This window comes from Pseudomonas sp. CNPSo 3701 (assembly GCF_028674975.1).
Lineage (GTDB): Bacteria > Pseudomonadota > Gammaproteobacteria > Pseudomonadales > Pseudomonadaceae > Aquipseudomonas > Aquipseudomonas straminea.
Genome location: NZ_JAQZSI010000003.1, coordinates 456,449 through 478,797 on the forward strand (window position 1 = coordinate 456,449; position 22,349 = coordinate 478,797).

Consider the following 22,349-nt stretch of genomic DNA (forward strand, 5'->3'; position numbering starts at 1 on the left):
GTCATCGCAGCGTTGAAAACAGGCTAAAAATGCTCATTTACAAGCTGTAAACTCCGCTTTTTCGCCTGTTTTTGTGGGGCCGCCTAGGCCTTGCGATGACTGCCTCGCCTACGTTTTTAGAGGCGCCCTGAGTGGGCAATTGCGTTGCAATGTTTGCATGGCATCCCCCTCTAAACCCTGTCTTTTTAATGGGTGCATATCCTTTATGAGTACTGCTCTGTCGATCCGACAGCTGACCAAGACCTACGGCAACGGCTTCACCGCCTTGCATGGTCTCGACCTTGACGTCGCCGAGGGCGACTTCTTCGCCTTGCTGGGGCCAAACGGCGCCGGCAAGTCCACCACCATCGGAATTCTTTCCACCCTGGTGAACAAGTCCAGCGGTACGGTCAACGTATTCGGCCACGATCTGGACGCCCAGCCCGCCGCGCTCAAGCGCTGTATCGGCGTGGTGCCCCAGGAATTCAACTTCAACCAGTTCGAAAAGGTCTTCGACATCGTCGTGACCCAGGCCGGCTATTACGGCATTCCGGCGCGCCTGGCCAAGGAGCGCGCCGAGCGATACCTCACCCAGCTGGGGCTGTGGGAAAAGCGCGGCGTGGCGTCACGGGAGCTCTCCGGTGGCATGAAGCGCCGGCTGATGATCGCCCGCGCGCTGGTGCATGAACCGCGTCTGCTGATCCTCGACGAGCCGACCGCGGGTGTCGACATCGAGCTGCGCCGGTCGATGTGGAGCTTTCTCACCGACCTCAATAAGCAAGGCATTACCATCATTCTCACCACCCATTACCTGGAAGAGGCCGAGCAGCTGTGCCGCAACATCGGCATCATCGACCACGGGCGGATCGTCGAGAACACCAGCATGAAGGCGCTGCTGGGCAAGTTGCACGTCGAGACCTTCCTGCTCGATCTCAAGCACGATCTGACTGCCGTGCCGGCCCTTGCCGGTTATCCGGTCAAGCTGGTCGACCATCACACCCTCGAAGTGCAGGTCGACAAGAGCCAGGGCGTCACCGACCTGTTCCGTCAGTTGGCGGCGCACGACATCGAGGTGCTGAGCCTGCGTAACAAGAGCAACCGCCTGGAGGAGCTGTTCGTGTCCCTGGTCGAGAAGAACCTGTCGAAGGTAGCCGTATGATGCACGAGCAGTCCGAGTTCAGCGCCAACCTGGTGGCCTTGCGCACCATCGTTTACCGGGAAGTGCGCCGTTTCATGCGCATCTGGCCGCAGACCCTGCTGCCGCCGGCGATCACCATGGTTCTTTACTTCGTGATCTTCGGCAACCTGATCGGCCGGCAGATCGGCGACATGGGTGGCTTCACCTACATGGAATACATCGTGCCAGGGCTGATCATGATGTCGGTGATCACCAACAGCTACGGCAACGTGGTGTCGAGCTTCTTCGGCAGCAAGTTTCAGCGCTCGGTCGAAGAATTGATGGTCTCGCCGGTCTCGCCGCATACCATCCTGATCGGTTACGTCACCGGTGGCGTGCTGCGCGGCCTGGCGGTGGGCGTCATCGTCACCATCCTGTCGCTGTTCTTCACCCATTTGCAGGTGCATCACCTTGGGCTGACAGTACTGGTGGTGTTGCTGACGGCGACGATCTTCTCCCTCGGTGGTTTCGTCAACGCGGTGTTCGCGCGCAACTTCGACGATATCTCGATCATCCCGACCTTCGTGCTGACGCCGCTGACCTACCTGGGTGGGGTGTTCTATTCGATCAGCCTGCTGCCGCCGTTCTGGCAGACGGTATCGATGGCCAACCCGGTGCTGCACATGGTCAACGCCTTCCGTTACGGCATCCTCGGCGTGTCGGACATCAGCATCGGCACCGCCATCGGCTTCATGCTGGTCGCCACGGCGGTGCTCTATGTGCTGTGCGTGCGTCTGCTGGTCAGTGGTCGCGGGATGCGTCAGTAAGCAGTGTGTCGCAGCAGGCTGTGGGCGAACCCTACAGCCAGCCATAATGGCGGAAGCTGGCGTACAGCCCCACGCAGCCAGCGCCGATCACGCCAAGTACGGCGAAGTAGCCATACTGCCAGTTCAGCTCCGGCATGTTGTGAAAGTTCATGCCGTAGATGCCGGCCACCGCGGTGGGAAAGGCCAGTATCGCCGCCCAGGCAGCGAACTTGCGCTGCACCACGCTCTGCCGGGATGACTCGAGCAGAAGGCCGACTTCGATGGCATGGTCGGCCATCTCCCGCAGATTGGTCAGGTCCTCGAGCAGCCGATTGACGTGAATCGCCACGTCGCGAAAGTACGGTCGCATGTTCTTGTCGATAAAGGGGAAGTCCAGGTGCTGCAGCTCCTGGCAGATCTCCGCGAGGGGCCCGATATTGCGGCGCAGGCGCAGAAGATCTCGGCGCAACTGCTGGATACGTACCACCTCGCCGTGGGTCATGGCGCATTCGAGCACCGTTTGCTCGAGTTGCTCCAACTCGGTGTAATAGGTGTCCATCAGCGGCCGGTAGTTCTCGATGATGAAACTGATCAAGGCGTAGAGTACGAAGTCTTCGCCGTGCTCGAGCAGCAGCGGCCGCGCCTCGCAGCGCTGACGTACCTTGGTGTAAGACGCGGAGTCGCCGTAGCGGGCGCTGATTACGTAACCCTTGCCGGCGAATAGCTGGGTTTCCACAAAAGTCAGTTCATTAGCGAGATGTACGGGCGAGTAGAGCACCAGAAACAGCGCATCGCCGAAGATTTCCAGCTTGGGGCGTGTGTGCCGCTGCAGCGCATCTTCTAGAGCCAGCTCATGCAGATTGAACTGTTGTTGCAGGTTGCCGAGTTCCTGGTTGCCGGGGTCGTGCAGGCCGATCCACACGAAGTGTTCGGGCTTGGCGGCCCATTCCCGACCTTCGTCGAGGTGAATGTCGCTGACTTTGCGACCCTTGCTGTAAACCGCTGCTGCGACCACATCGCCCATGGTGTACCCCGTGCCAGATTAGTGGTCGCAGCTTACCTGCTTATCTCGATGTGCTCAGTAGCCGCTGAGCGGCTCTTTCACGGCTGGCGTTACAGCGAGTGCTGCTTGTCCAGCTCGATTGCTTTGTCGAGAGTTTCCAGCAGCGCGGCACGTACCTTGAGCTTGGTCTTGCGGTGAGCGTTCATATTGATCTTCTTGAACTGCGCCGCCGCGGCCTGGGCGGTAGCCATTAATTGCTCGGCCGGTACCACCTTGTCGAGGAAGCCGGCATCGACGGCGCTTTGCGGGTCAAACATCTCGCCGTTGATCACCGAGCGATGGAAGGCGGACTTGCGCAGACGATCGCGCGCCAGTTCGATGCCGACGTGGTGCATGGTCATGCCGATCTGCACTTCGTTGAGGCCGATAGTGAAGGCTCCTTCGACGCCGATGCGGTAATCGCTGGAAAGCAGCAGGAAGGCGCCTTTGGCCACTGCGTGGCCGGGGCAGGCGGCGATGATGGGATAAGGATGGGCGAGCATGCGCCTGGTCAGCGTCGAGCCGGCAGCGACCAGATCGATGGCGTTTTGCGGGCCGGAGGTCATCACCTTGAGGTCGTAGCCGCCGGAGAGAATACCCGGCTGGCCGGTGAGGATAACGATGGCCTTGTCCTGGGTCGCGCGGTCCAGGGCCGCGTTGAAGGCCTCTATCAGCGCTGGCGAGATCGCGTTGACCTTGCCGTTGTTGAGCGTCAGCGTGGCGATGCCGTCATCGAGTTGGTAGCTGATCAGGTCGCTCATGGTCGACTCCTTGTTGTGAAAGTGCGGCTGAAGTTACCCATCCGCCGTGATCCGGTAAAGCACGAAGGGTGACTGTAGAGTCAGGGTGGCTGGACGATGTAGGTGCAGGGCGGGGTAGTCATGCCGGTGATGGAGTGGACTGATCACCACTGTCGGCTTTCCTCGGGCCTCGCCTGCCAGCGCTACGCGCGCTTGCTCGCACCATAGCGATGGCGCGTACGTCGCCCCGACATCTCTCAATGGCTTAAGCGCATGAATCTTTTGAAAAAAGTTTTGCGTTTGGAAGAACCTTCGATTACATTAGCGCGCCTCGACAGACAGTGCGTTTGGCGAGATCCGGTGAAGTGTCCGAGCGGTTGAAGGAGCACGCCTGGAAAGTGTGTATACGGGAAACCGTATCAAGGGTTCGAATCCCTTCTTCACCGCCACTTTCGATTTAACGCAAACCCCCGTCATTCCTAGCGAAGCGGGTTTTGTGTTTCTGGTGTTCAGGTTTTGGAACGGTCTTGGGCTAAAACGGCAGTTTTGCAGCCAACAATCCACCGTTAGCTGCTTGCAGGCACATCGGCTTACAAACCGCCTTGTCGCCATTTGCGAACTATCCGCAACCGATGGAGTCAGCTTAGATCGCGCCGATGAAAGATATAGAGGCGGTCAAGCTGGAGTTCCGATGTTGCAATCCCTGTTTCTACGCCCGGCGCGGCGCTTGTACAGCAAGCTGAGCGCTCGTCAACGTCGTGGCGCAGTGGCCGCCTGCGTGGCGGCTTCCTTCGCGACTGCCCTGGGGGCGTTCGTGATGCAGCCGCCCGAGATCGAAGATCTTTCCGAAGAGCGCAGCCATGAGTTGCCCAGTCTCCTTGCCAAGTGGCAGGAGGGCGATGTGATCGTTCTGCTGCGTCATCTGGAGCGCTGCGACAAGGAAGATTATCCCTGCCTGGAAGGAACAGAGGGCATTACCTCCCGATCACTCCCTGTTGGTGGCTGGCTGGCTGATGGCTTCGGGCAGCTGGGCCTGACCAGAACCGACGTTTACAACAGTCCGCTTACCCGTACAGCTCAGACCGAGGAACTCGTCTTTAATGACCTCGGTGTCGACGAGGACTGGCTTTATAAATGTCGAGAATCGATGCTCGACAATGCGCTGCAGCACAAGGTGCCGGGCAAGAATATGGTTCTGGTCACCCACAGCAGCTGCATCTCCGCGTTTGAGAACTCTCTGGGCTATGACAGCGACACGCCGGAATACGGGACTGCACTTTTCTTCAGCAAATCCGAGGGTTCCGACTCGCTGCAGGTAATCGGTTTTCTCGACGCCGATGACTGGAAGAGTGCATTGAATGATCAGGCTCAGCGCCAGCGAGGCTAAGCCCTCAGAGCAGTGAGGCCGTCGCTTGCATGGCAGGCGACGGCCTCGTCGTATTTTGCTGTTGCGGTTAATGGGCAATCGATCACGACTGCGTGGCTGAGCCGATTGTTCGAGCCCCTCTGCTCGTGTATCGTCCGCGGCCTTTGATGGGCGGCCTGCGCCCCTCAGGTTTCACCGTTTCAGCTCCCTCGCCTTACAAAATCAAAAACCAGAGCCGCCCGGCTTTCGAGGTTTTTGGGTGTTGGCGTCCGTGTTTACGTGCGGCGTCTTTCCCTGAAACATTCCCCCATTCGGTCAAGCATCGCTTGTCGTCGAGCAGCGTGGTGTGCGCAGCCTGTAACGGTCACAGCATTCTTTTTTCCGATGCGCTCAAGGGGCTGCATCGCTTCGAGGTTTTTATGTCGCAATTGCTTGGCATGGCGCTGGGGCCCTTGCTCGGTTTGTTCATCATCAGTATCGGCAACGGCTTCATTTCGTCGCTGACCACACTGCGCCTGGATGCGGCAGGCGTGTCGGCGACGGTGATCGGTATCGTGTCGGCGTCCTATTTCATCGGCCTGACCCTGGGAGCGCTGTTCAATGACCGGCTGATCCTGCGCATCGGCCATATCCGCGCCTACAGCAGTTTCGCCTCGCTGACGGCGGTGAGCGTACTGCTGCAGGGGCTGTTCTTCGACCCCTGGGCCTGGTTCGTCTTCCGGCTGATCGCCGGCTGGTCGATTCTCGGTGTGTTTCTCGTCGTCGAAAGCTGGATGCTTCTGGCGGGTGACCAGAAAGTGCGTGGTCGCCTGCTGGCGTTGTACATGATGGCGCTCTACGGCTCCGGCATGCTCGGCCAGTTGCAGCTCGGCGCCATCGATGCCTGGGGCGACACCGCGCCGTTCATGGTGGCCGGGCTGTTGGCGTCGTTGTCGGTGCTGCCCATGGGCATCATTCCGCGGGTTACGCCCTTGGTGGAGAAGGTCGAGCCGCTGCTGCCGCAGCAGTTGATCCGTATGACGCCGACCGGGGTGATTGGCTGCTTCGGTTCCGGTATCGCCATCGCCGCGGTCTATTCGCTGCTGCCGCTGTACCTGCAGCGCGTCGGCATGAGCGTCAGCGAGGTCGGACAGATGATGGCCAGCGTGATTCTCGGCGCCATGCTGCTGCAGTACCCGGTGGGGCGTTGGTCCGATCAGCATGATCGGCAGAGTGTGCTGATCGTGCTGAGCCTGTTCTGCCTGCTGATTTCCCTAGCGATCATGATTCTGCCGTCTTCGCCGCTGCTGCTCATGGTACTGCTGTTCCTGCTCGGTGGTGGCGTGTTCGCCGTTTACCCGGTGGCAGTCAGCCACGCCGCTGACCGGGCGCCTGCTGGGGCGCTGGTGCGTATGGTGCAGGGGCTGCTGCTGATCAACTCTCTGGGCTCGGCGATCAGCCCGCTGATGATCTCGCCGCTGATGGAGCATGATGGCGACGCCGGCTTGTTCCTGGCCTTCAGTCTGCTCAACGGCTGCCTGGTGCTGTTGTTCTTCTGGCGCCGCAAGCTGCGCCCCGCGCCTCAGCCTGTGGCACCATTCGAGCCGGCGACGCCCGCCTCGATGGTGGGTGCGGAGCTGCGGGTGACCGAGGATCTGGTCCAGGGCGCGCTGGAGCACGAGCGCCAGGAAGATCTTTCCGATGTGGTGCCCGGCGTCGAAGTGGCCGAGCCGCTGGTCGATGCCAGCATGAACACGCGGCAGTGTGAGGGCGGGCTGCAGGCCTGAAGGGAAGGGCGTTATGAGGTGGGATATTTTCTGCCGTGTCGTCGACAACTACGGCGATATCGGCGTGACCTGGCGCCTGGCCCGGCAGCTGGTGGCCGAGCAGGGCGCTGCGGTGCGCCTGTGGGTCGATGATCTGGCGGCGCTGGCGCGTATCTGCCCGCAGGCCGATGCCGATTCCGATTGTCAGCTATTGAGCAGCGTCGAGGTGTGCCATTGGCCGCAGGCCTGGCAGGCGGTGGAGCCGGCGGATGTGGTGATCGAAGCCTTCGCCTGCGAGCTGCCCGCCGAGTATGTGGCGGCGATGGCGGCGCGCAAGGCGCCCGTACTCTGGTTGAACCTGGAGTACCTGAGCGCCGAGAGCTGGGTCGAAGGTTGCCACGGCCTGCCGTCGATGCAGGGTAATGGGCTGCAGAAGTTCTTCTTCTTTCCAGGCTTCAGCGCCGGCACGGGTGGGCTGCTGCGCGAAAGCGGGCTGCTCGCCGCTCGCGACCGGCTGCAGAGTGACGCCAGAGCCCGCACTGATTTTCTCGCGTCATTGGGTATCAGCCCGCTCACCGACGCGCGCCTGGTTTCCCTGTTCGCCTATGAGAATAGTGCCCTGGCCGGTTGGCTGGATGCCCTGGCGGGCGCTGCTAGGTCGACCCATCTGTTGGTCCCGGAAGGACGCATCCTCGGCGATTTACAACGCTGGACCGGTTCGCCGCTCATGCTTGGCGAGGTCATGCAGCGCGGCGCCTTGAGCGTGCAGCTGCTGCCCTTCATGCAGCAGGATCAGTATGACGCGCTGCTCTGGTGCTGTGACCTCAACCTGGTGCGCGGCGAGGATTCTTTCGTGCGTGCGCAATGGGCGGGCCGACCGCTGGTCTGGCATATCTACCCACAGCAGGAAGAGGCGCACTGGGAAAAGCTCGAGGCCTTCATGGCACTGTATTGCCAGGGGCTTTCGAGCGAGGCCGAGGCCGCCTTTCGCCTCGTGTGGCGGGCGTGGAATGCAGGCGAAGGCATGGCGCCGGCCTGGGCTGCCTGGCTGGAGCGCGCCGATGAGTTGGCCGCCCATGCCCAAGTCTGGGCCAGGCGCCAGGCGGTATATGCAGATCTTGCCGCGGCGCTGGTGCAGTTTTATCGAAATTGGCTATGATACGCGGCCTCGAATTTTGTAAATCCATTCAGATCCGGATATTCGTATGAAAACCGCACAAGAAATGAAGCCTAACAGCGTGGCCCTGATCGACGGCCAGCCATGGCTGATCCAGAAGGCCGAGTTCACCAAGTCCGGTCGTAACAGCGCTATCGTCAAGATGAAGCTGAAGAACCTGATCAACGGCTCCAAAACCGAAACCGTCTACAAAGCCGATGACAAGATGGAGCCGGTGATCCTTGAACGCAAGGAAGTGAACCTGTCCTACATCAGCGGCGACGACTACGTGTTCATGGATCCTGAGTACAATTCCTACGAGCTGCGCGCCGAAGACCTGGAAAGCGTTCTGCCGTTCATCGAAGAAGGCATGAACGACGTCTGCGAAGCCGTGTTCTTCGAAGGCAAGGTTATCTCCGTCGACCTGCCGACCACCATCGTGCGTCAGCTGGCCTACACCGAAGGCTCCGCCCGTGGCGACACCTCCGGCAAGGTGATGAAGCCTGCCAAGCTGAACAACGGTACCGAAGTGAAGGTTGCCGACTTCTGCGAAATCGGCGACTGGATCGAAATCGATACCCGCACCGGCGAGTACAAGTCCCGCGCCAAAGCGCCGGCCTGATTCAGCTCTGCGCTGTACTGAAAAACCCGGCCTGGCGCCGGGTTTTTTATGCGCTGCGATCAGCGTTTTGTAGGGGGGCGATCAAGCGATTACTCGTCACGGCCATCCATCATGGTGCGTTTGAGCATCACATAGACTGCCCCCGTGCCTCCGTGCTTGGCCACACAGGAGGCAAAGCCAAGTACCTGCGGATGCTGGCGCAGCCAGGTGTTCACATGGCTTTTGATCATCGGCTTGCGGCCATCGGTGCGTACTGCCTTGCCGTGGGTCACCCGCACACAGCGGATTTCCAGCTTGGTGGCTTCGGCGAGAAACTCCCAGAGTGTGTCGCGGGCCTTTTCCACGCTCATGCCGTGCAGGTCGAGGCTGCCGTCGAAGGGAATCTGGCCCAGCTTGAGCTTGCGCATCTGGCCGTCCTGCACGCCGTTTCCGGCCCAGAACAGCGCGTCTTCGGCGCCGACGTCGATGACGAACTGATCGGACAGGCCGTCGACCTTGATGGTGTCGGTACGCTGGGTGGCAGCCTGGCGCAAGGTGGCCAGTCGCGCGCGGTCGCTCTTCGGTTTGCCGGTGTCTGCACGGTCGTGCTTGATCGGCTTCACGCCTTGCAGCTGGGCTTTGAACAGGGAAAGGTCGTCGTCTTGCATGGGGCCTCCGCAGGGGCGCCCAGTTTACCAAGCGGCGCAGGGTGGGTCAGTCGCGTTTCTTCATCAGGTGGGGTGATATGGCCAGGTCAGCCCTGCGCTGGCGCATGCGGCGTCGGGCTTTGCGCCAGCCCAGTACGCCACCCCAGAGAAGCACCACTCCGAGCACCAGCAGTACGCTGGCGTCGGTGGTCGAGTCATTGAGGTTGCCCAGAGCCGGCGGGCGACCCAGCAGGGTCGACGCGCCCGCCATCAGCAGCAGAATGCCCAATACCGCAAACAGCGCCGTCAGCGCAGCGGCAAAACGCAGTCGCCAGCTGAACGAGCGTCGCGGGCGGAGACTGGCACTGAAACCGTCTGTTTGCTTCATGCGCTGATTCCTTGAGGGATCTTCTCGCTATGACTGGCAGTGTAGTAGCGGGTTCCAACCGATAAAGCACCTGAATGCTCAGAGTAAAGCGTTGGCGTCCGGCACCCAAGCAGCAAAATTGTCGGCCAGGGCGATCATCTCCACACGGTGCATTTCGGCGGCGCTGATTACCTTGCCGTCCGGAGTCGGCAGGTCACGGGTAGCGCAGGCGGCGTCCACCACGGTGCAGCGGTAGCCGTAATCCTTGGTGGCGCGGATGGTGGTGCTGATGCTCGAGTGAGTCATGAAACCGCAGACTATAAGGTCCAGGTGGCCGAGGGACTGCAGCTTCTCGTGCAGTTCGGTGCCGGAAAAGGCGTTCGGCATGCGCTTTTCGACGACGATCTCGCCGGGCAGCGGTGCCACTTCCGGCAGGTGATCACCCCGCGGGCCGCGCGGGTCGAGCAGACCACCGGGAATGCCCAGGTGCTTGATGTGCACGATGGCGCCGCCCTGAGCACGTACGGCGTCGAGCAGCTTGGCGATCTCGACCAGCGCGGCATCGAGGCCGGGCAGTTGCACCACGCCGCTGCGATATTCCTCCTGAGCATCGATGACCAGCAGGGTCGCATTGCTCAGGTTGGCGGGGGCGTGGCCACGGCCGGTGAGCTGATAGAACGTTTGCGGGTGGGACGACATGTACGACTCCTTGCTGGCGCGGTTAACGGTGCATATTGTCCGCCTCTATGACGCTGCTGTGAACCTCTCTGTTGGCTGTATTGCTGCCTGGCAGCGCAGCGCTGGCAGCAGAATCGTTTCAGCAAGCTGACACTTTTGAACGCTCAGCGGGCTGCCAATCCTTTGCAGGGCGCTGGAATGCTGGGGCTGGCCTGCTAGACTAACGGCTTTTGCCCGGAGCCCTGTCGTGACCGATGCCCACCCAGCCTTGAAAACCCGCCTGCGCACCCTGCGCGACTACATCCGCTGGGCGGTGAGCCGTTTTCAGGCCGAAGAGCTGTTCTTCGGGCACGGCACCGACAATGCGTGGGACGAAGCCCGTCAGCTGGTGCTCGGCGCGCTGCACCTACCCTGGGAAATCGCCGACGGTTACCTGGACTGCCGCCTCGAGGACGACGAGCATCTGCATTTGCAGACCCTGCTCAAGCGCCGCATCGAAGATCGCGTGCCCACCGCCTATCTGCTGGGCGAGGCCTGGTTCTGCGGTTTGCCGTTCATCGTCGACGAGCGCGTGCTGGTGCCACGCTCACCGATCGGCGAGTTGATCGAGCAGCGTTTCACTCCCTGGCTGGCCGGCGAGCCCGCGCGGATTCTCGACCTGTGCACCGGCTCCGGGTGCATCGGCATCGCCTGCGCCTACGAATTCCTCGACGCCGAAGTGGTGCTTGGCGATCTGTCCTTCGAGGCGCTGGAAGTGGCCAACCGTAACATCGAGCGTCATGGCCTCGAGGAGCGCGTCTATACCGTGCAAGGCGATGGCTTCGTCGGACTGCCGGGGCAGCGCTTCGACCTGATCGTCTCCAACCCGCCGTATGTCGACGCCGAGGATTTCGCCGACATGCCGGCCGAATATCAGCACGAGCCGGAAATGGGCCTGGCCTGCGGCGACGATGGCCTGGACCTGGTGCGGCGGATGCTCGCCGAGGCTGCCGATCACCTGACCGAGAAAGGCTTGCTGATCGTCGAGGTGGGCAACAGCCAGGTGCACGTCGAAGCACTGTACCCGGAAGTGGATTTCGCCTGGCTGGACTTCGCCCGCGGCGGCCACGGCGTGTTCATGCTCTCGGCCGAACAGTGCCGCGAGCACCAGGCGCTGTTTCGCGAACGCTGTTGAGGCGATGTTCTCGATCGGCCAGCTTGAAAAAAGTCGCCGGGCCGGACGCTGAATACTGGCCTTTGCGATTTCGTGGGAGGGGCTTTAGCCCCGAGCTCTTAACACCTAGCTGGCAAAATCGAGGCTAAAGCCTCTCCGACAAAGCCCTGCTCAGCGTCCACTTATGCCATTGCTGCGATCAAACAGCCAGGCGACAGGCTGCGGGCGGGCGCTACCCACAAGTCTGCTATCAGGCCTCCCGCTCGCCACGGCGCAGCAGATAACTGTCCATGATCCAGCCGTTGGCTTCGCGTGCTGCTGCGCGGGTCGTGGCGATCTGCTCGGCCACTTCCACCAGCTTGCCGGCGATCAGGATCTCGTCCGGCGTGCCGACGTAGGCGCCCCAGTAGATGTGCAGGTCTTCGTCGATTACCTGGCGATAGCTGTCCTGGGCGTCGAGCATCACCACCACGCTGTCCACGTCCTTGGGCCAGCCCTCGCGCAGGCGACGCCCAGTGGTGATCTGCACGGCGCGGCCGATCTGGTTGAGGGGAATACGGTGGCGTGCGGTGAGGGCCTGCACGCTGGTGATGCCGGGGATCACTTCGTAGGCGAGGGGCCGGCCGCCAGCGATCACGCCATCGAGAATGCGGATGGTGCTGTCGTACAGCGACGGATCGCCCCAGACCAGAAAGGCGCCGGTTTCACCCTCTTGCAGCTGGCCGAGCAACTGCTCGAACACCGCCTGCTTGTCGCGGTTGAGGCTGTCGATGCTGGCGTCATAGTTTGACACGTCTCGCTCGCGCTCCGGGTTGGTGGCCTCCAGAACGCGGTACTGGCGGTTTGGGGCGATATAGCGATCGAGGATCAGGCGGCGCAGGGCGATCAGCTTGTCCTTGGCCTCGCCCTTGTCGAGGATGAAGAACACGTCGGCGCGGTTGAGGGCCTTGATCGCCTGGGTGGTCAGATAGTCAGGGTCACCGGCGCCGATACCGATGATCAGGATGTCGTTCATGCTGCACGTCTCGTTCTTGCGATGGCGCGCAGCATATCAGGTGCTGGTTGTTGGCTGCCTCGCAGAGCAGTGCTTCGCGATTTTGAATTAGAGCCGCATTTGTGGGAGGGCGCCATGCGCCCGAAAAGCTTCGCGGGCATGGACTGGGCGTCCCCGCCCGCTCCCACAGATATATTGCCTTGGCTCAGCCCGCTACCAGCTGGAGCACCGTCTCATGCTCCGGCTCGGCGACGCCGGCAAGGAACTCGTCGCCCCAGCGGCGGATGTCGTTGTAGCTGACGATATCGAACAGCTCGCGCAGCCGAGCCCGGGCTTCGGCCTTGGGCATGTTCAGCGCCAGGTAGCAGGTTTGCGCCAGGTCGGCGGTGTCATGGGGGTTGGTCAGCAGCGCGCCCTTGAGTTCGGCGGCGGCGCCGGCGAATTCCGATAGCGCCAGCACGCCCTGGCCGTCGGTCAGCCCCTGGGTGGCGATGAATTCCTTGGCCACCAGGTTGAGGCCGTCGCGCAGCGGGGTGATCCACATCACGTCGGCCATGGCGTACCAGGCCACCACCTCGTCGAACGGGAAGCTGCGGAAGAAGAACTGCACGGGCGTCCAGCCGACCCGTGCGAATCGGCCGTTGATGCGCCCCACCGCCTGTTCGATCTGCGATTGCAGTTCGTCGTAGATGGTCATCTCGCGCGCTGCCGGTACGCAGATGCTGACCAGGGTGATCTTCTTGTGCAGCTCCGGATTGTCGGCCAGCAGGCGCTCGTAGGCCTGCAGCTTCTCCAGAATGCCCTTGGTGTAATCCAGGCGCTCGACCGACAGGATCAGCTTGATGCCGCTCAGCTCCTCGCGCAGGTTGGCCATCTGCTCGCGGGTCTTGTCCTGGGTCAGGGCGTTGCGCACGCGGTCAATATCCAGGCCGACCGGATGGGCGCCGAGCTTGACCACCCGGCTGCCGGTGTTCACCGCGGTGGTCATGCGCTCCAAACCAACGGCGCAACCATAGGTGACGAAGCGCGGCGCGCAGTTCTGCCGGCTGACCGTCTGCAGCGGTGTGACGCCACGAGCCACGTCGACGAAGTTCTCCACCTGGCGCGGGATATGAAAGCCGATGTAGTCGCACTGCAGCAGGCTGCCGATGATCTGCCGGCGCCACGGCAGCACGTTGAACACGTCGGCCGAAGGGAAGTAGGTGTGGTGAAAGAAGGCGATGCGCAGGTCCGGGCGCAGCTCGCGCAGGTAGCCGGGCACCATCCACAGGTTGTAGTCGTGCAGCCACACCACGGCGCCTTCAGCGGCTTCCTTGGCGGTACGCTCGGCGAAGGCGCGGTTGACCTTGAGAAATACCTGCCAGTCGTCCTCGTCGAAGCGTGCCCGCTCCCAGAAGGTGTGCAGCGTTGGCCAGAACGCCTCCTTGGAGAAGCGCTTGTAGAAGATGTCGACCTCCTGCTTGCTCAGCGCCACCCGGGCAGCGGTGAGCTTCGGGTAGCGCTCGGCGTCCACGGTGGTGTGGGTTTCGAACGGCTCGTCGCCGCCTTCGTCGACAGCCCAGGCGACCCAGGAACCCGGGCGTGAGTCGCCGAAGAAACTCATCAGGGTCGGGATGATGCCGTTGGGGGACGTGGGGCGACGGCGCTGTACCTTGCCGTCCGCGCCGCGGTGCTCTTCGTAGGGCAGACGGTGATAGACCATCACCAGCTCGGCGCGACCCGGCTTGGTGGCGGTGCGTTTTTCGGCGGCGATGCCGTGCTCGCCAAGAAAGCCGAAATGCACGAAGGCCTGCAGAATGCCACCGCAGCCTGGGCGGTCCGCGTGCAGGATCCACGACTGATGTTCGGTGGCCTTGATCAGGTTGGGCTCGGATTCGCCCACGCAAACGCCTTTGTAGGTGCCGTCGAGCATGTTCAGGTCATTCAGGGTGTCGCCGCAGGCCAGCACCTCGCCGTCATCGAGCCCCAGCCAGTCGACCAGCGCCTTGAGGCTGGTGCCCTTGTTGACGCCCTTGGGCAGAAAGTCGAGGTAGCGATCCGCGGAATACAGCAGATCGCAACCTAGGGTTTCTGAGACCTGGGCCAGGGCCGGATCGGCGGCCTGTTCGGGCGTGCAGAAGTACGAGCAGCGGCGCGACTGGGGCACGTCCTGGCGTTCCAGGCCGAAGCCTTCCAGTGCCTGGGCGACCTGGCTTTCGCCGGGCCAGCGGGCGTCGACCTGGCCCTGTAGCTGCTGGATCGGTTGCAGGCTGTCGCCATGCACGAAGGTGGCGCCGACGTCGGCGATGATGAAGTCCGGTTGCGGCAGGGTGGGGTCGGCGAGCAGCGGCAGGACCGCTTCGAGGCTGCGCCCGGTGACGTAGGCCAGCTGGATTTCCGGGTGCGCGGCGATGGTCTGGTAGAGGCTAAGGCGATCCTCGGGATCACCGGCGAGAAAGGTTCCATCGAGATCGGTAGCAAGTAGCATGGGCTGTCTCCCTGTCAAAACGCCGGCATCGACCGGCGAGCAAAACGGGCACCTTGGTGGCGCCTCTGTTATGTAGGCGTGCGTGTGCCTACGACGAAGTGGTGACGGGCTCCCGCTCGTCACCGGTGTGATCGTTGTCCGAGTCGACGTCATCCGCAGACGGCGGGGCATCGGGCATCAGCTCCAGCACGGTGTGGCTGGTGCGCAGCATCGGCACGAAGTGCGCCTGCTCACCGGCGACCAGGTCGCTGACATGACGCAGGCGATAGAAGGTGTAGGCCGCCAACAAGCCCAGGGTGGCGGCGAAGTACAGCGGCAACGCCGCCGCGCCGCTGTATTGCATGAGCAGGCCGGCGAGCAGCGGGCCGCATACCGAGCCGATGCCGTTGACCATCAGCAGGCTGCTGGAGCCGGAAAGGATTTCGTCGCTGTGCAACTGGTCGATCAGCTGCGCCACGGCGATGGGGTAGATGGCGAACGACAGCCCGCCGAACAGGAACATCAATCCCAGCAGCGGGCGGCCAGCGGGCAGCAGGCTCATCACCAGTGCGACGATGACCGCTGCGCTGACCACCCAGAACAGCACCCAGCGCCGGTCGTGGGTATCGGAAAAACGCCCGATCGGCCATTGCAGCAGCGCGCCGCCGAGAATGGTCGCGCTCATCATCAGGCCGACCCCGGCGGGGTCAAAGCCGTTGAGGCTGGCATACACCGGCGCCATCCCCCAGAACGCACCCAGGGCCAGGCCGGAAAGGCCGGCCGCGGCGATCGACAGCGGCGCGATGCCGACGATGGCGCGCAGGTTGGTGTGCAGGGTATCGGGCACGTTGGGTTGCGCTTGGCGGGTCAGGGTGATGGGCATCAGGGCCGCGCTGATCAGCATCGCCGCCAGGGCGAACAGCAGGAAGTCAGCCGGATCGGCCAGGTTCAGCAATTGCTGGGCGGCCGCCAGGGCGCCGAGGTTGACCGCCATGTACACGGCGAACATCTGCCCGCGCTTGTCGTTGGGAACCTGGGCGTTGAGCCAGCTCTCGATGACCATGTACAGGCTGACCAACGCCAGGCCGTAGAGCACCCGCAAGCCGAGCCAGACCCAGGGGTCGACGATCAGCACGTGAAGCAGGGCGGTGATAGCGGCCAGGGCGGCGCAGAACGAGAAGGCACGGATATGCCCAACGCGACGCACCAGCGGAATCGCCAGCCAGGTGCCGAGCAGGAAACCGACGAAGTACCCGGACATGATCAGGCCGAGCATCCCGGTGGAGTAGCCTTCGGCGACGCCACGCAGAGTCAGTAGGGTGTTGAGCAGACCGTTGCCGAGGAGGAGTAACGCGACCCCACCCAGCAACGAGCTGATAGGGGCAATCAAGGACCACATGGCGAACAACCCTAGGGAACTATGCCGGTGATGGCAAGCAGGAAGCGCGCCAGTGATCTCTAAGGTTGTTTTCTATCTATATGATATTTAAGGTTTATTTTTACCGACAAACGGTCTTTCGATTTTTCGGAGCAGTGAAAGGCACCAGCTCGGTGCGTACGCGAGCGAATTTTCCCGTTTACGGGGCACCTCACTTGCGCCCATCGGCCACCTTTGCCAGCTCGTCGGTGCGTGCTGCCATGACGAAATCGTTGCGGTGCAGGCCCTTGATCGAATGGCTCCACCAGGTGACGGTGACCTTGCCCCATTCGGTGAGCAGCGACGGATGATGGTTCTCGCCCTCGGCGATCTCGCCCACCGCATTGGTGAAGGCCAGCGCATGCTTGAAGGTGCGAAAAGAGTAGGCGCGTTCGAGCTGCATCACGCCGTCGCGAACCTCGATGTTCCAGTCCGGGATTTCCTTGATCAGCTGTGCCAGTTCGGCCTCGCTGACTTTGGGCGCATCGGCGCTGCAGGCTTCACAATTGGCTTTCGACAGTGCGGTCATGGGGTTTCCTCGAGTTCACAGATGGTAGATGAGCTTCTGGCGGCGGCGCCTCGCCCGGGCTTGGCTGGCGCAGAAGTGCCGGCGCACAGCAGATCGTGAGCAGGTTATCAGGCCGCCTTGGGCGGAAATTTCGGTGCGTGCAGGCCCAGTGCCATGGCCTGGTGCACCAGGCTCATGATGTCCTGTTGCGCCAGGGCGAACAGCCGTTGCAGGCCCGGCAGCACGAAGTACAGCGGTTGCAGGATGTCGATGCGATAGGGGGTGCGCATCGCCTCCACGGGGTCGAACGGCTGATGCTCGGGCTCGTCGGATAGACAATACACCGCCTCCCTGGGCGAGGAGAGAATGCCGCCGCCGTAGATGCGTCGACCGACGGGCGTGTCGACCAGACCGAACTCGATGGTCATCCAGTACAGGCGTGCCAGGAATACCCGTTCCTGCGGGCTGGCGGCCAGCCCCAGGCGGCCGTAGGTATGGGTGAACTCGGCGAACCAGGAGTTGGTCAGCAGCGGGCAGTGGCCGAAGATCTCGTGAAAGATGTCCGGTTCCTGCAGGTAGTCCAGATCAGCCTCGGTGCGGATGAAGGTGGCCACCGGAAACTGCTTGTTGGCGAGCAGCTCGAAGAAGCGCTGAAAGGGAATCAGCGCCGGCACCTGGGCGACCTGCCAGCCGGTGGCGGCCTGCAGCACGCGGTTGATGTCCGGCAATTGGGGAATCCGGTCATGGGGCAGGGCGAGCTTGTCGATTCCGTCCAGGTAATCCTGGCAGGCGCGGGGCTCGATCACCTTGAGTTGGCGCTCGATGAGCGTCTGCCAGGTGCGGTGCTCGACCTCGCTGTAGTCAATGAAGCCGTTCGCGTCAGGCTGCCTGGCAACGTACTGGCTGGCTCTCATCTTGGCGATCTCCCTGCACATCCGTTCTGATCATGGCTGGCCTGAGCATGCCCCACGCACGCGTGCCTTGCGCGGCTGCGCGCGACCGACGAGTGAGGGCGGATGGCGGTTTTCGTAAAGAAAGCATTACGTAACGCGGGAAAGCCTGTTCCTGGCTCAGTGGCTTCCTCTAGACTGGCAAGAAACCTTGACGAAAATAACAAGAGCGGCCGTCATGCGTATCAAGATCCATTGCCAGAACCGTGTGGGCATCCTGCGCGACATCCTCGAACTGCTGGTCGACTATGGCATCAACGTCGCCCGTGGCGAGGTCGGTGGCGAGCAGGGCAACGCCATCTACCTGCATTGCCCCAACCTGATCAACCTGCAATTCCAGGCCCTGCGCGCCAAGTTCGAGGCCATCACCGGCGTGTTCGGCGTCAAGCGCGTGGGGCTGATGCCCAGCGAGCGCCGGCATCTGGAGCTCAATGCGCTGCTTGGCGCCCTGGAGTTTCCGGTGCTGTCCATCGACATGGGCGGCAGCATCGTCGCCGCCAACCGCGCCGCGGCAGCGCTGCTCGGCGTGCGCGTGGACGAAGTGCCGGGTATCGCGCTGTCGCGCTACGTCGAGGATTTCGACCTGCCGGAGCTGGTGCGGGCCAATCGCTCGCGCATCAACGGGCTGCGGGTGAAGGTCTGCGGCGATGTGTTTCTCGCCGATATCGCGCCGCTGCAGAGCGAGCACGACGACAGCGAAGCCATGGCCGGCGCGGTGTTGACCCTGCACCGCGCCGATCGCGTCGGCGAGCGTATCTATCAGGTGCGCAAGCAGGAACTACGCGGCTTCGACAGCATCTTCCAGAGCTCCAAAGTGATGGCCGCCGTAGTGCGCGAGGCGCGACGCATGGCGCCGCTGGACGCACCGCTTTTGATAGAAGGTGAAACCGGTACCGGCAAGGAGCTGCTGGCCCGTGCCTGCCATCTGGCCAGCCCCCGCGGGCAGTCGCCATTTATGGCCCTGAATTGCGCGGGTTTGCCGGAGTCGATGGCCGAGACCGAGCTGTTCGGCTACGGCCCCGGCGCCTTCGAGGGCGCCCGCGCCGAAGGCAAACTGGGCCTGCTGGAGCTGACCGCAGGCGGCACGCTGTTTCTCGATGGCGTCGGCGAAATGAGCCCGCGGCTGCAGGCCAAGCTGTTGCGCTTTCTGCAGGACGGCTGCTTTCGGCGGGTCGGCAGCGACGAGGAGGTCTATCTGGATGTGCGGGTGACCTGCGCCACCCAGGTCGACCTTTCCGAGCTGTGCGCCCGCGGCGAATTCCGGGAAGACCTTTACCACCGTCTCAATGTCTTGAGCCTGCACATCCCGCCGCTGCGTGAATGCCTGGATGGCCTGCAGCCCCTGGCCGAGCATTTTCTCGACCGCGCCAGCCGACAGATCTGCTGCCCGCTACCGGGCCTGGCGCCCGCCGCGCTGGACAAGCTCGGTCGTTACCATTGGCCGGGCAACGTGCGGCAGTTGGAGAACGTGCTGTTCCAGGCGGTGTCGCTGTGCGACGGCGCGGTGGTGAAGCCCGAGCACGTTCGCCTGCCGGGCTACGGCGCGGCGCAGCCGCTGGGTGACTTCTCGCTGGAAGGCGGGCTGGACGCCATCGTCGGGCGTTTCGAGAAAGCCGTGCTGGAACGCCTGCACGGCGAATTCCCGAGCAGCCGCCTGCTCGGCAAGCGTCTGGGCGTGTCCCACACCACCATCGCCAACAAGCTGCGCGAACATGGGGTGGGCAAGGAGTAGAAAGAAACGAGCCCGGGGGGGCCGGGCTCGTGTGGCGGGCTTCAGCGAGCGCTGACGGGCCGCGCGCGGGGGCCGGGCAGAATGCCGTTGACCGCGTTGCTGCTCAGCAGGCGCGAGCTGGTGATGCCGGCGATCTCATGGCCGCGGTCGTTCAGGCTGTTCATCACCTGATTGACCAGGGCGGTGATCAGGATGCCGGCCAGGCCGCCGCCGCTGTTCTGCTGTTGCTCTGCCGTGCTGGCCCGAGCCACGCCTTTCCACAATTCCTTACCGGTGCGCAGGTCGACCAGGGTGGCGCTGGCGGCCACCGCCACCTCGCTGCTGATCACCTTGTAGCTGCTGCCGTATTCGGTCACGTCGATGTACAGCACGGTGTCGGCACCGAAAATCTCGTAGAGCTTCTGCGGCGGGACTTCGCGGATTTCCTCGGCGTTGGCCATGCCGTTCTGCTTGAAGGTCTCGTTGACCACCGCCACTGGCAGCACGTAGTAACCGGCCTCGCTCAGGGGCGCGGTGATCAGCGAATACAGGCTGTAGGTAGCCTTGATGTCCGGCGATTTGTTGACCGGCGGTAGCACCAGGATGGAGGCCGGGCTGCTTTCCTTGAAGGCGCTGTAGTCGTAGGGCTGCTGGGTGGCGCAACCGGCCAGCAGGGCGATGGCGGCCAGGGCCGCGAGGGTTCTGAGAGATGTCAGTAGAGGCATGTCGGTCACTTGGCCATATTGCGCATCAAGAAGTCCATGTACTGCGCGGACTCGGGGAACAGGGCTTTCTCGGTTTCGAATTGCTGGCGCACCTGATCGGGCTTGCCGATCTCCGCGTACAGCATGCCGAGATGGGCGTGAAAGCCCGGCGGCAGGGTGCGGTCGGCGGCGCGCGCCTTCTGGGCGCTGGCTTCCAGCGCGGCGATCTGCTCCTCGGTGCCGGTGGTGTTCTCGAAACGCTGGTAGACCTGCTGCTGGTAGCCCTCCCAGTAGTAGAGGGATTTGGGTTGTTGCGCGCAGCCGCCCAGCAGGGCGGCGGCCAGTACGGTGGTGAGCAGAAGTGGGGATTTCATCGTTCGCTCCTCGCTCACTTGACCGGGCGCCAGGCGCCGCTGTCGACGCCGCTGACCAGCTTGTTGACGGCCTCGCGAATCGCCAGGTCGAGCACCTTGCCGTTGAGTGTGGAGTCGTAGCTGGCGGTACCGCCGAAACCGATGATCTCGCGGTTGGACAAGGCGTATTCGCCGGCGCCCTGGCTGGAATACACCACTTCGGAGGTGGCGACATCGACGATGTTGAGGTTCACCTTGGCGTAGGCGATCTGCTGTTTGCCGCGGCCGAGGATGCCGAACAGCTGATGATCGCCGACTTCCTTGCGGCCGAACTCGGTCACGTCACCGGTGACCACGAAGTTGGCGCCCTTGATCTGCTGAGCCTGCTTGGAGAAGCCCGATTCCTGCTGCAGCTCGCTGAGGTTGTCACGGTCCAGCACGTTGAAGCGGTTGGACTGCTGCAGGTGGGTGATCAGAATGGTCTTGGCCTGCCCGCCAAGGCGGTCGACGCTGTCGCTGAAGATGCCGCGCAGGTAGCTGGAACGGTTGTCGAACTTGCCAACGGCGATCGGGCTGCGCGGGCCGCTGTACTGGCTGGTGGCGGTATTGACCTTGGCGACTTCCAGCGTGCGCGAGCTTTCGGTGGCGCAGCCGGCGAGCAGCACGAGCATGCCTGCGAGGCCAGCGGTAATCATCTTGTTCATACGAATCTCGTTTGCGAAGTGGGCAGGGCGAGCCTGTAACGGGCAGGAATCAGCCGGGCACGTTCACGAGGTATGGCGCATGGCGGGCTTCGCGCGGGCGGCGCGAAACGCTAGGTGAGTCGATCCATGACGCTGACCCTGAATGGGTGCGGGGTGCTTCCTGCGACGGCGATTCTAGAGATCAATAAGGCGTTTTGCCAGTAATGCCGGCCGCCGCTGTGATGGGTTTCGCGTCTCCAGGCTCGCCAGGCCTGATCAGGCGACCGAGCTTTGCGGCAGCAACGTCGCGATCAACGCCCGCACGCTGCCCGGCAAGGCTTCGAGGTCGCGTACCAGCATGCTGCGTTCGCGCACGGCCCAGGGCTCGTCGAGTTCGATGGTGTGCAGTTTCATAGTGCGACGGTGCCGGCTGGCGGCGGACTCGGGGATGATGCCGATGCCGACGTTGGCCTCGACCATGCGGCAGATGGCTTCGAAGCCGGACATCTGGATGCGCAGCGACAGGGTGCCGCCCAGGGTCTCGACATGCTCGCGCAAAAAGGTCAGCAGGGTGCTGCCGTCGTGCAGGCCGATGTGCTGGTACTGCAGGGTATCGCGCAGGCTGACGCGTTCGCGGCCGGCCAGCGGGTGGCCGGCCGGTACCACCAGCACCAGGCGGTCGGTGCTGAAGTGCAGCACCTGCAGGCCGGCCGCTTCCACCGGGCCGGCGATGATGCCCAGGTCGGCGCCGCCATCGAGCACGCCACGCACGATATCGCGGCTCAGGCGCTCCTGCAGGTCCACCGTCACGCCGGGGCGCTCGGCAAGGAAGCCAGCCAGCACTTCGGGCAGGAATTCGGTCACCGCCGTGGTGTTGGCGAAGATGCGGATATGCCCGGCCGAATCGCTGCCGTATTCGGTGAACTCGCTTTTCAGGTAATCGACCTGGCGCATGATCAGTCGCGCGTGCTGCAGCAGGCGCTGGCCGGCTGGCGTCAGCTCCACGCCGCGGCTGTCGCGGTACAGCAGGCGAGTATCCAGCTGGCTTTCCAGCGCCTTGATGCGCGCGCTGGCCGCCGCTGGCGACAGGGAAGCACGGCGTGCGCCCTGGGTCAGGCTTGGCGATTCGGCAATATGGATGAAGAGGCGCAAATCCGGCAGGTCGAAGTGCATGGCGGCTCTGGGG

22 protein-coding genes and 1 tRNA gene are annotated in these 22,349 nt (G+C 63.0%); 9 read left to right on the forward strand and 14 right to left on the reverse strand.

All coding sequences use genetic code 11. From position 1 onward, the window contains the following. Window positions 1–205: 205 nt before the first annotated feature. Both PVA39_RS11360 and PVA39_RS11365 read left to right on the forward strand, forming a co-directional pair. On the forward strand, window positions 206–1,138 hold the full coding sequence (locus tag PVA39_RS11360; protein WP_274124135.1) for an ABC transporter ATP-binding protein: 933 nt from the start codon (window positions 206–208) through the stop codon (window positions 1,136–1,138). Then, window positions 1,138–1,923, forward strand: coding sequence for an ABC transporter permease (locus tag PVA39_RS11365; protein WP_093502494.1), 786 nt, complete (start codon window positions 1,138–1,140; stop codon window positions 1,921–1,923). Before PVA39_RS11360 ends, PVA39_RS11365 begins: the two co-directional genes overlap by 1 nt. A 31-nt stretch (window positions 1,924–1,954) precedes the next feature. Here PVA39_RS11365 and PVA39_RS11370 read toward each other — a convergent pair whose 3' ends face one another. After that, on the reverse strand, window positions 1,955–2,926 hold the full coding sequence (locus PVA39_RS11370; RefSeq protein WP_274124136.1) for a magnesium and cobalt transport protein CorA: 972 nt from the start codon (window positions 2,924–2,926) through the stop codon (window positions 1,955–1,957). 89 nt (window positions 2,927–3,015) lie between these two features. Continuing rightward, window positions 3,016–3,705: a crotonase/enoyl-CoA hydratase family protein gene (locus PVA39_RS11375; RefSeq protein WP_147176556.1), complete on the reverse strand. Its 690-nt coding sequence runs from the start codon at window positions 3,703–3,705 to the stop codon at window positions 3,016–3,018. A gap of 338 nt (window positions 3,706–4,043) precedes the next feature. Between PVA39_RS11375 and PVA39_RS11380 the strand changes: the two genes are divergently transcribed. The 5 genes from PVA39_RS11380 (at window position 4,044) to efp (ending at window position 8,573) form a co-directional block, all read left to right on the forward strand. Further along, window positions 4,044–4,133 (forward strand) — tRNA-Ser (locus PVA39_RS11380). Window positions 4,134–4,375: 242 nt separating this feature from the next. After that, on the forward strand, window positions 4,376–5,071 hold the full coding sequence (locus PVA39_RS11385) for a histidine phosphatase family protein (RefSeq protein WP_274124137.1): 696 nt from the start codon (window positions 4,376–4,378) through the stop codon (window positions 5,069–5,071). Between the two features lie 398 nt (window positions 5,072–5,469). Further along, on the forward strand, window positions 5,470–6,816 hold the full coding sequence (locus PVA39_RS11390; RefSeq protein WP_274124138.1) for an MFS transporter: 1,347 nt from the start codon (window positions 5,470–5,472) through the stop codon (window positions 6,814–6,816). A 13-nt stretch (window positions 6,817–6,829) separates the two neighbouring features. Continuing rightward, entirely contained in the window at window positions 6,830–7,954 is a 1,125-nt protein-coding gene (earP, locus tag PVA39_RS11395; RefSeq protein ID WP_274124139.1) for an elongation factor P maturation arginine rhamnosyltransferase EarP, read from the forward strand. A 46-nt stretch (window positions 7,955–8,000) separates the two neighbouring features. Beyond that, window positions 8,001–8,573, forward strand: coding sequence for an elongation factor P (gene efp / locus PVA39_RS11400; RefSeq protein ID WP_013791768.1), 573 nt, complete (start codon window positions 8,001–8,003; stop codon window positions 8,571–8,573). 89 nt (window positions 8,574–8,662) lie between these two features. Here efp and PVA39_RS11405 read toward each other — a convergent pair whose 3' ends face one another. The 3 genes from PVA39_RS11405 to PVA39_RS11415 form a co-directional block, all read right to left on the reverse strand. After that, the gene (locus tag PVA39_RS11405) at window positions 8,663–9,220 is read right to left on the reverse strand and encodes a Smr/MutS family protein (RefSeq protein ID WP_027906500.1); all 558 of its coding nucleotides are present in this window, start codon (window positions 9,218–9,220) and stop codon (window positions 8,663–8,665) included. Window positions 9,221–9,266: 46 nt separating this feature from the next. Further along, window positions 9,267–9,587 carry a hypothetical protein gene (locus PVA39_RS11410; protein ID WP_274124140.1) on the reverse strand — a complete coding sequence of 107 codons (321 nt, stop codon included), beginning with the start codon at window positions 9,585–9,587 and terminating at the stop codon, window positions 9,267–9,269. A 78-nt stretch (window positions 9,588–9,665) separates the two neighbouring features. Next, window positions 9,666–10,265 carry a cysteine hydrolase family protein gene (locus PVA39_RS11415; RefSeq protein WP_073265086.1) on the reverse strand — a complete coding sequence of 200 codons (600 nt, stop codon included), beginning with the start codon at window positions 10,263–10,265 and terminating at the stop codon, window positions 9,666–9,668. Between the two features lie 247 nt (window positions 10,266–10,512). On the opposite strand from PVA39_RS11415, the gene prmB reads away from it, so the two are divergent. After that, window positions 10,513–11,418, forward strand: coding sequence for a 50S ribosomal protein L3 N(5)-glutamine methyltransferase (gene prmB, locus PVA39_RS11420; RefSeq protein ID WP_274124284.1), 906 nt, complete (start codon window positions 10,513–10,515; stop codon window positions 11,416–11,418). Window positions 11,419–11,647: 229 nt separating this feature from the next. On the opposite strand, the gene cobF is transcribed toward prmB, so the two are convergent. From cobF to phhA, 5 genes are all read right to left on the reverse strand, one after another. Beyond that, window positions 11,648–12,412, reverse strand: coding sequence for a precorrin-6A synthase (deacetylating) (gene cobF, locus PVA39_RS11425; protein ID WP_274124141.1), 765 nt, complete (start codon window positions 12,410–12,412; stop codon window positions 11,648–11,650). 184 nt (window positions 12,413–12,596) lie between these two features. Continuing rightward, window positions 12,597–14,858, reverse strand: coding sequence for a glucosylglycerol-phosphate synthase (gene ggpS / locus PVA39_RS11430; protein WP_274124142.1), 2,262 nt, complete (start codon window positions 14,856–14,858; stop codon window positions 12,597–12,599). 88 nt (window positions 14,859–14,946) lie between these two features. Beyond that, window positions 14,947–16,236, reverse strand: coding sequence for an MFS transporter (locus PVA39_RS11435; protein ID WP_274124143.1), 1,290 nt, complete (start codon window positions 16,234–16,236; stop codon window positions 14,947–14,949). Window positions 16,237–16,426: 190 nt separating this feature from the next. Next, window positions 16,427–16,783, reverse strand: coding sequence for a 4a-hydroxytetrahydrobiopterin dehydratase (locus PVA39_RS11440; RefSeq protein WP_274124144.1), 357 nt, complete (start codon window positions 16,781–16,783; stop codon window positions 16,427–16,429). Window positions 16,784–16,890: 107 nt separating this feature from the next. Beyond that, window positions 16,891–17,676 (reverse strand): phenylalanine 4-monooxygenase, encoded by a 786-nt coding sequence (gene phhA / locus PVA39_RS11445; protein WP_274124145.1) that lies wholly within the window; start codon window positions 17,674–17,676, stop codon window positions 16,891–16,893. Window positions 17,677–17,890: 214 nt separating this feature from the next. Between phhA and PVA39_RS11450 the strand changes: the two genes are divergently transcribed. Beyond that, a complete protein-coding gene (locus PVA39_RS11450; RefSeq protein ID WP_274124146.1) occupies window positions 17,891–19,444 on the forward strand; it encodes a sigma-54-dependent transcriptional regulator in 1,554 nt (517 codons plus the stop codon). A 41-nt stretch (window positions 19,445–19,485) separates the two neighbouring features. On the opposite strand, the gene PVA39_RS11455 is transcribed toward PVA39_RS11450, so the two are convergent. From PVA39_RS11455 to PVA39_RS11470, 4 genes are all read right to left on the reverse strand, one after another. Then, window positions 19,486–20,148 carry a DUF799 domain-containing protein gene (locus PVA39_RS11455; protein ID WP_093502488.1) on the reverse strand — a complete coding sequence of 221 codons (663 nt, stop codon included), beginning with the start codon at window positions 20,146–20,148 and terminating at the stop codon, window positions 19,486–19,488. Window positions 20,149–20,153: 5 nt separating this feature from the next. Further along, window positions 20,154–20,501: a DUF4810 domain-containing protein gene (locus PVA39_RS11460; RefSeq protein WP_027906510.1), complete on the reverse strand. Its 348-nt coding sequence runs from the start codon at window positions 20,499–20,501 to the stop codon at window positions 20,154–20,156. Window positions 20,502–20,515: 14 nt separating this feature from the next. Beyond that, window positions 20,516–21,184, reverse strand: coding sequence for a CsgG/HfaB family protein (locus PVA39_RS11465; RefSeq protein ID WP_013791755.1), 669 nt, complete (start codon window positions 21,182–21,184; stop codon window positions 20,516–20,518). 255 nt (window positions 21,185–21,439) lie between these two features. Then, complete coding sequence (locus PVA39_RS11470; RefSeq protein WP_274124147.1) at window positions 21,440–22,336, reverse strand: LysR substrate-binding domain-containing protein; 897 nt, start codon at window positions 22,334–22,336, stop codon at window positions 21,440–21,442. Window positions 22,337–22,349: the final 13 nt, after the last annotated feature.

Excerpts from the sequence above, each read along its gene's own strand:
- PVA39_RS11410 (WP_274124140.1), bottom strand. The coding sequence starts at position 9,587 with ATGAAGCAAACAGACGGTTTCAGTGCCAGTCTCCGCCCGCGACGCTCG.
- PVA39_RS11365 (WP_093502494.1), top strand. The coding sequence starts at position 1,138 with ATGCACGAGCAGTCCGAGTTCAGCGCCAACCTGGTGGCCTTGCGCACC.
- PVA39_RS11465 (WP_013791755.1), bottom strand. The coding sequence starts at position 21,184 with ATGAACAAGATGATTACCGCTGGCCTCGCAGGCATGCTCGTGCTGCTC.
- PVA39_RS11415 (WP_073265086.1), bottom strand. The coding sequence starts at position 10,265 with ATGTCGTCCCACCCGCAAACGTTCTATCAGCTCACCGGCCGTGGCCAC.
- phhA (WP_274124145.1), bottom strand. The coding sequence starts at position 17,676 with ATGAGAGCCAGCCAGTACGTTGCCAGGCAGCCTGACGCGAACGGCTTC.
- PVA39_RS11375 (WP_147176556.1), bottom strand. The coding sequence starts at position 3,705 with ATGAGCGACCTGATCAGCTACCAACTCGATGACGGCATCGCCACGCTG.
- earP (WP_274124139.1), top strand. The coding sequence starts at position 6,830 with ATGAGGTGGGATATTTTCTGCCGTGTCGTCGACAACTACGGCGATATC.
- PVA39_RS11450 (WP_274124146.1), top strand. The coding sequence starts at position 17,891 with ATGCGTATCAAGATCCATTGCCAGAACCGTGTGGGCATCCTGCGCGAC.
- PVA39_RS11470 (WP_274124147.1), bottom strand. The coding sequence starts at position 22,336 with ATGCACTTCGACCTGCCGGATTTGCGCCTCTTCATCCATATTGCCGAA.
- cobF (WP_274124141.1), bottom strand. The coding sequence starts at position 12,412 with ATGAACGACATCCTGATCATCGGTATCGGCGCCGGTGACCCTGACTAT.
- PVA39_RS11435 (WP_274124143.1), bottom strand. The coding sequence starts at position 16,236 with ATGTGGTCCTTGATTGCCCCTATCAGCTCGTTGCTGGGTGGGGTCGCG.
- PVA39_RS11360 (WP_274124135.1), top strand. The coding sequence starts at position 206 with ATGAGTACTGCTCTGTCGATCCGACAGCTGACCAAGACCTACGGCAAC.
- PVA39_RS11440 (WP_274124144.1), bottom strand. The coding sequence starts at position 16,783 with ATGACCGCACTGTCGAAAGCCAATTGTGAAGCCTGCAGCGCCGATGCG.
- ggpS (WP_274124142.1), bottom strand. The coding sequence starts at position 14,858 with ATGCTACTTGCTACCGATCTCGATGGAACCTTTCTCGCCGGTGATCCC.
- PVA39_RS11405 (WP_027906500.1), bottom strand. The coding sequence starts at position 9,220 with ATGCAAGACGACGACCTTTCCCTGTTCAAAGCCCAGCTGCAAGGCGTG.
- PVA39_RS11390 (WP_274124138.1), top strand. The coding sequence starts at position 5,470 with ATGTCGCAATTGCTTGGCATGGCGCTGGGGCCCTTGCTCGGTTTGTTC.
- efp (WP_013791768.1), top strand. The coding sequence starts at position 8,001 with ATGAAAACCGCACAAGAAATGAAGCCTAACAGCGTGGCCCTGATCGAC.
- PVA39_RS11455 (WP_093502488.1), bottom strand. The coding sequence starts at position 20,148 with ATGCCTCTACTGACATCTCTCAGAACCCTCGCGGCCCTGGCCGCCATC.
- PVA39_RS11385 (WP_274124137.1), top strand. The coding sequence starts at position 4,376 with ATGTTGCAATCCCTGTTTCTACGCCCGGCGCGGCGCTTGTACAGCAAG.
- PVA39_RS11370 (WP_274124136.1), bottom strand. The coding sequence starts at position 2,926 with ATGGGCGATGTGGTCGCAGCAGCGGTTTACAGCAAGGGTCGCAAAGTC.
- PVA39_RS11460 (WP_027906510.1), bottom strand. The coding sequence starts at position 20,501 with ATGAAATCCCCACTTCTGCTCACCACCGTACTGGCCGCCGCCCTGCTG.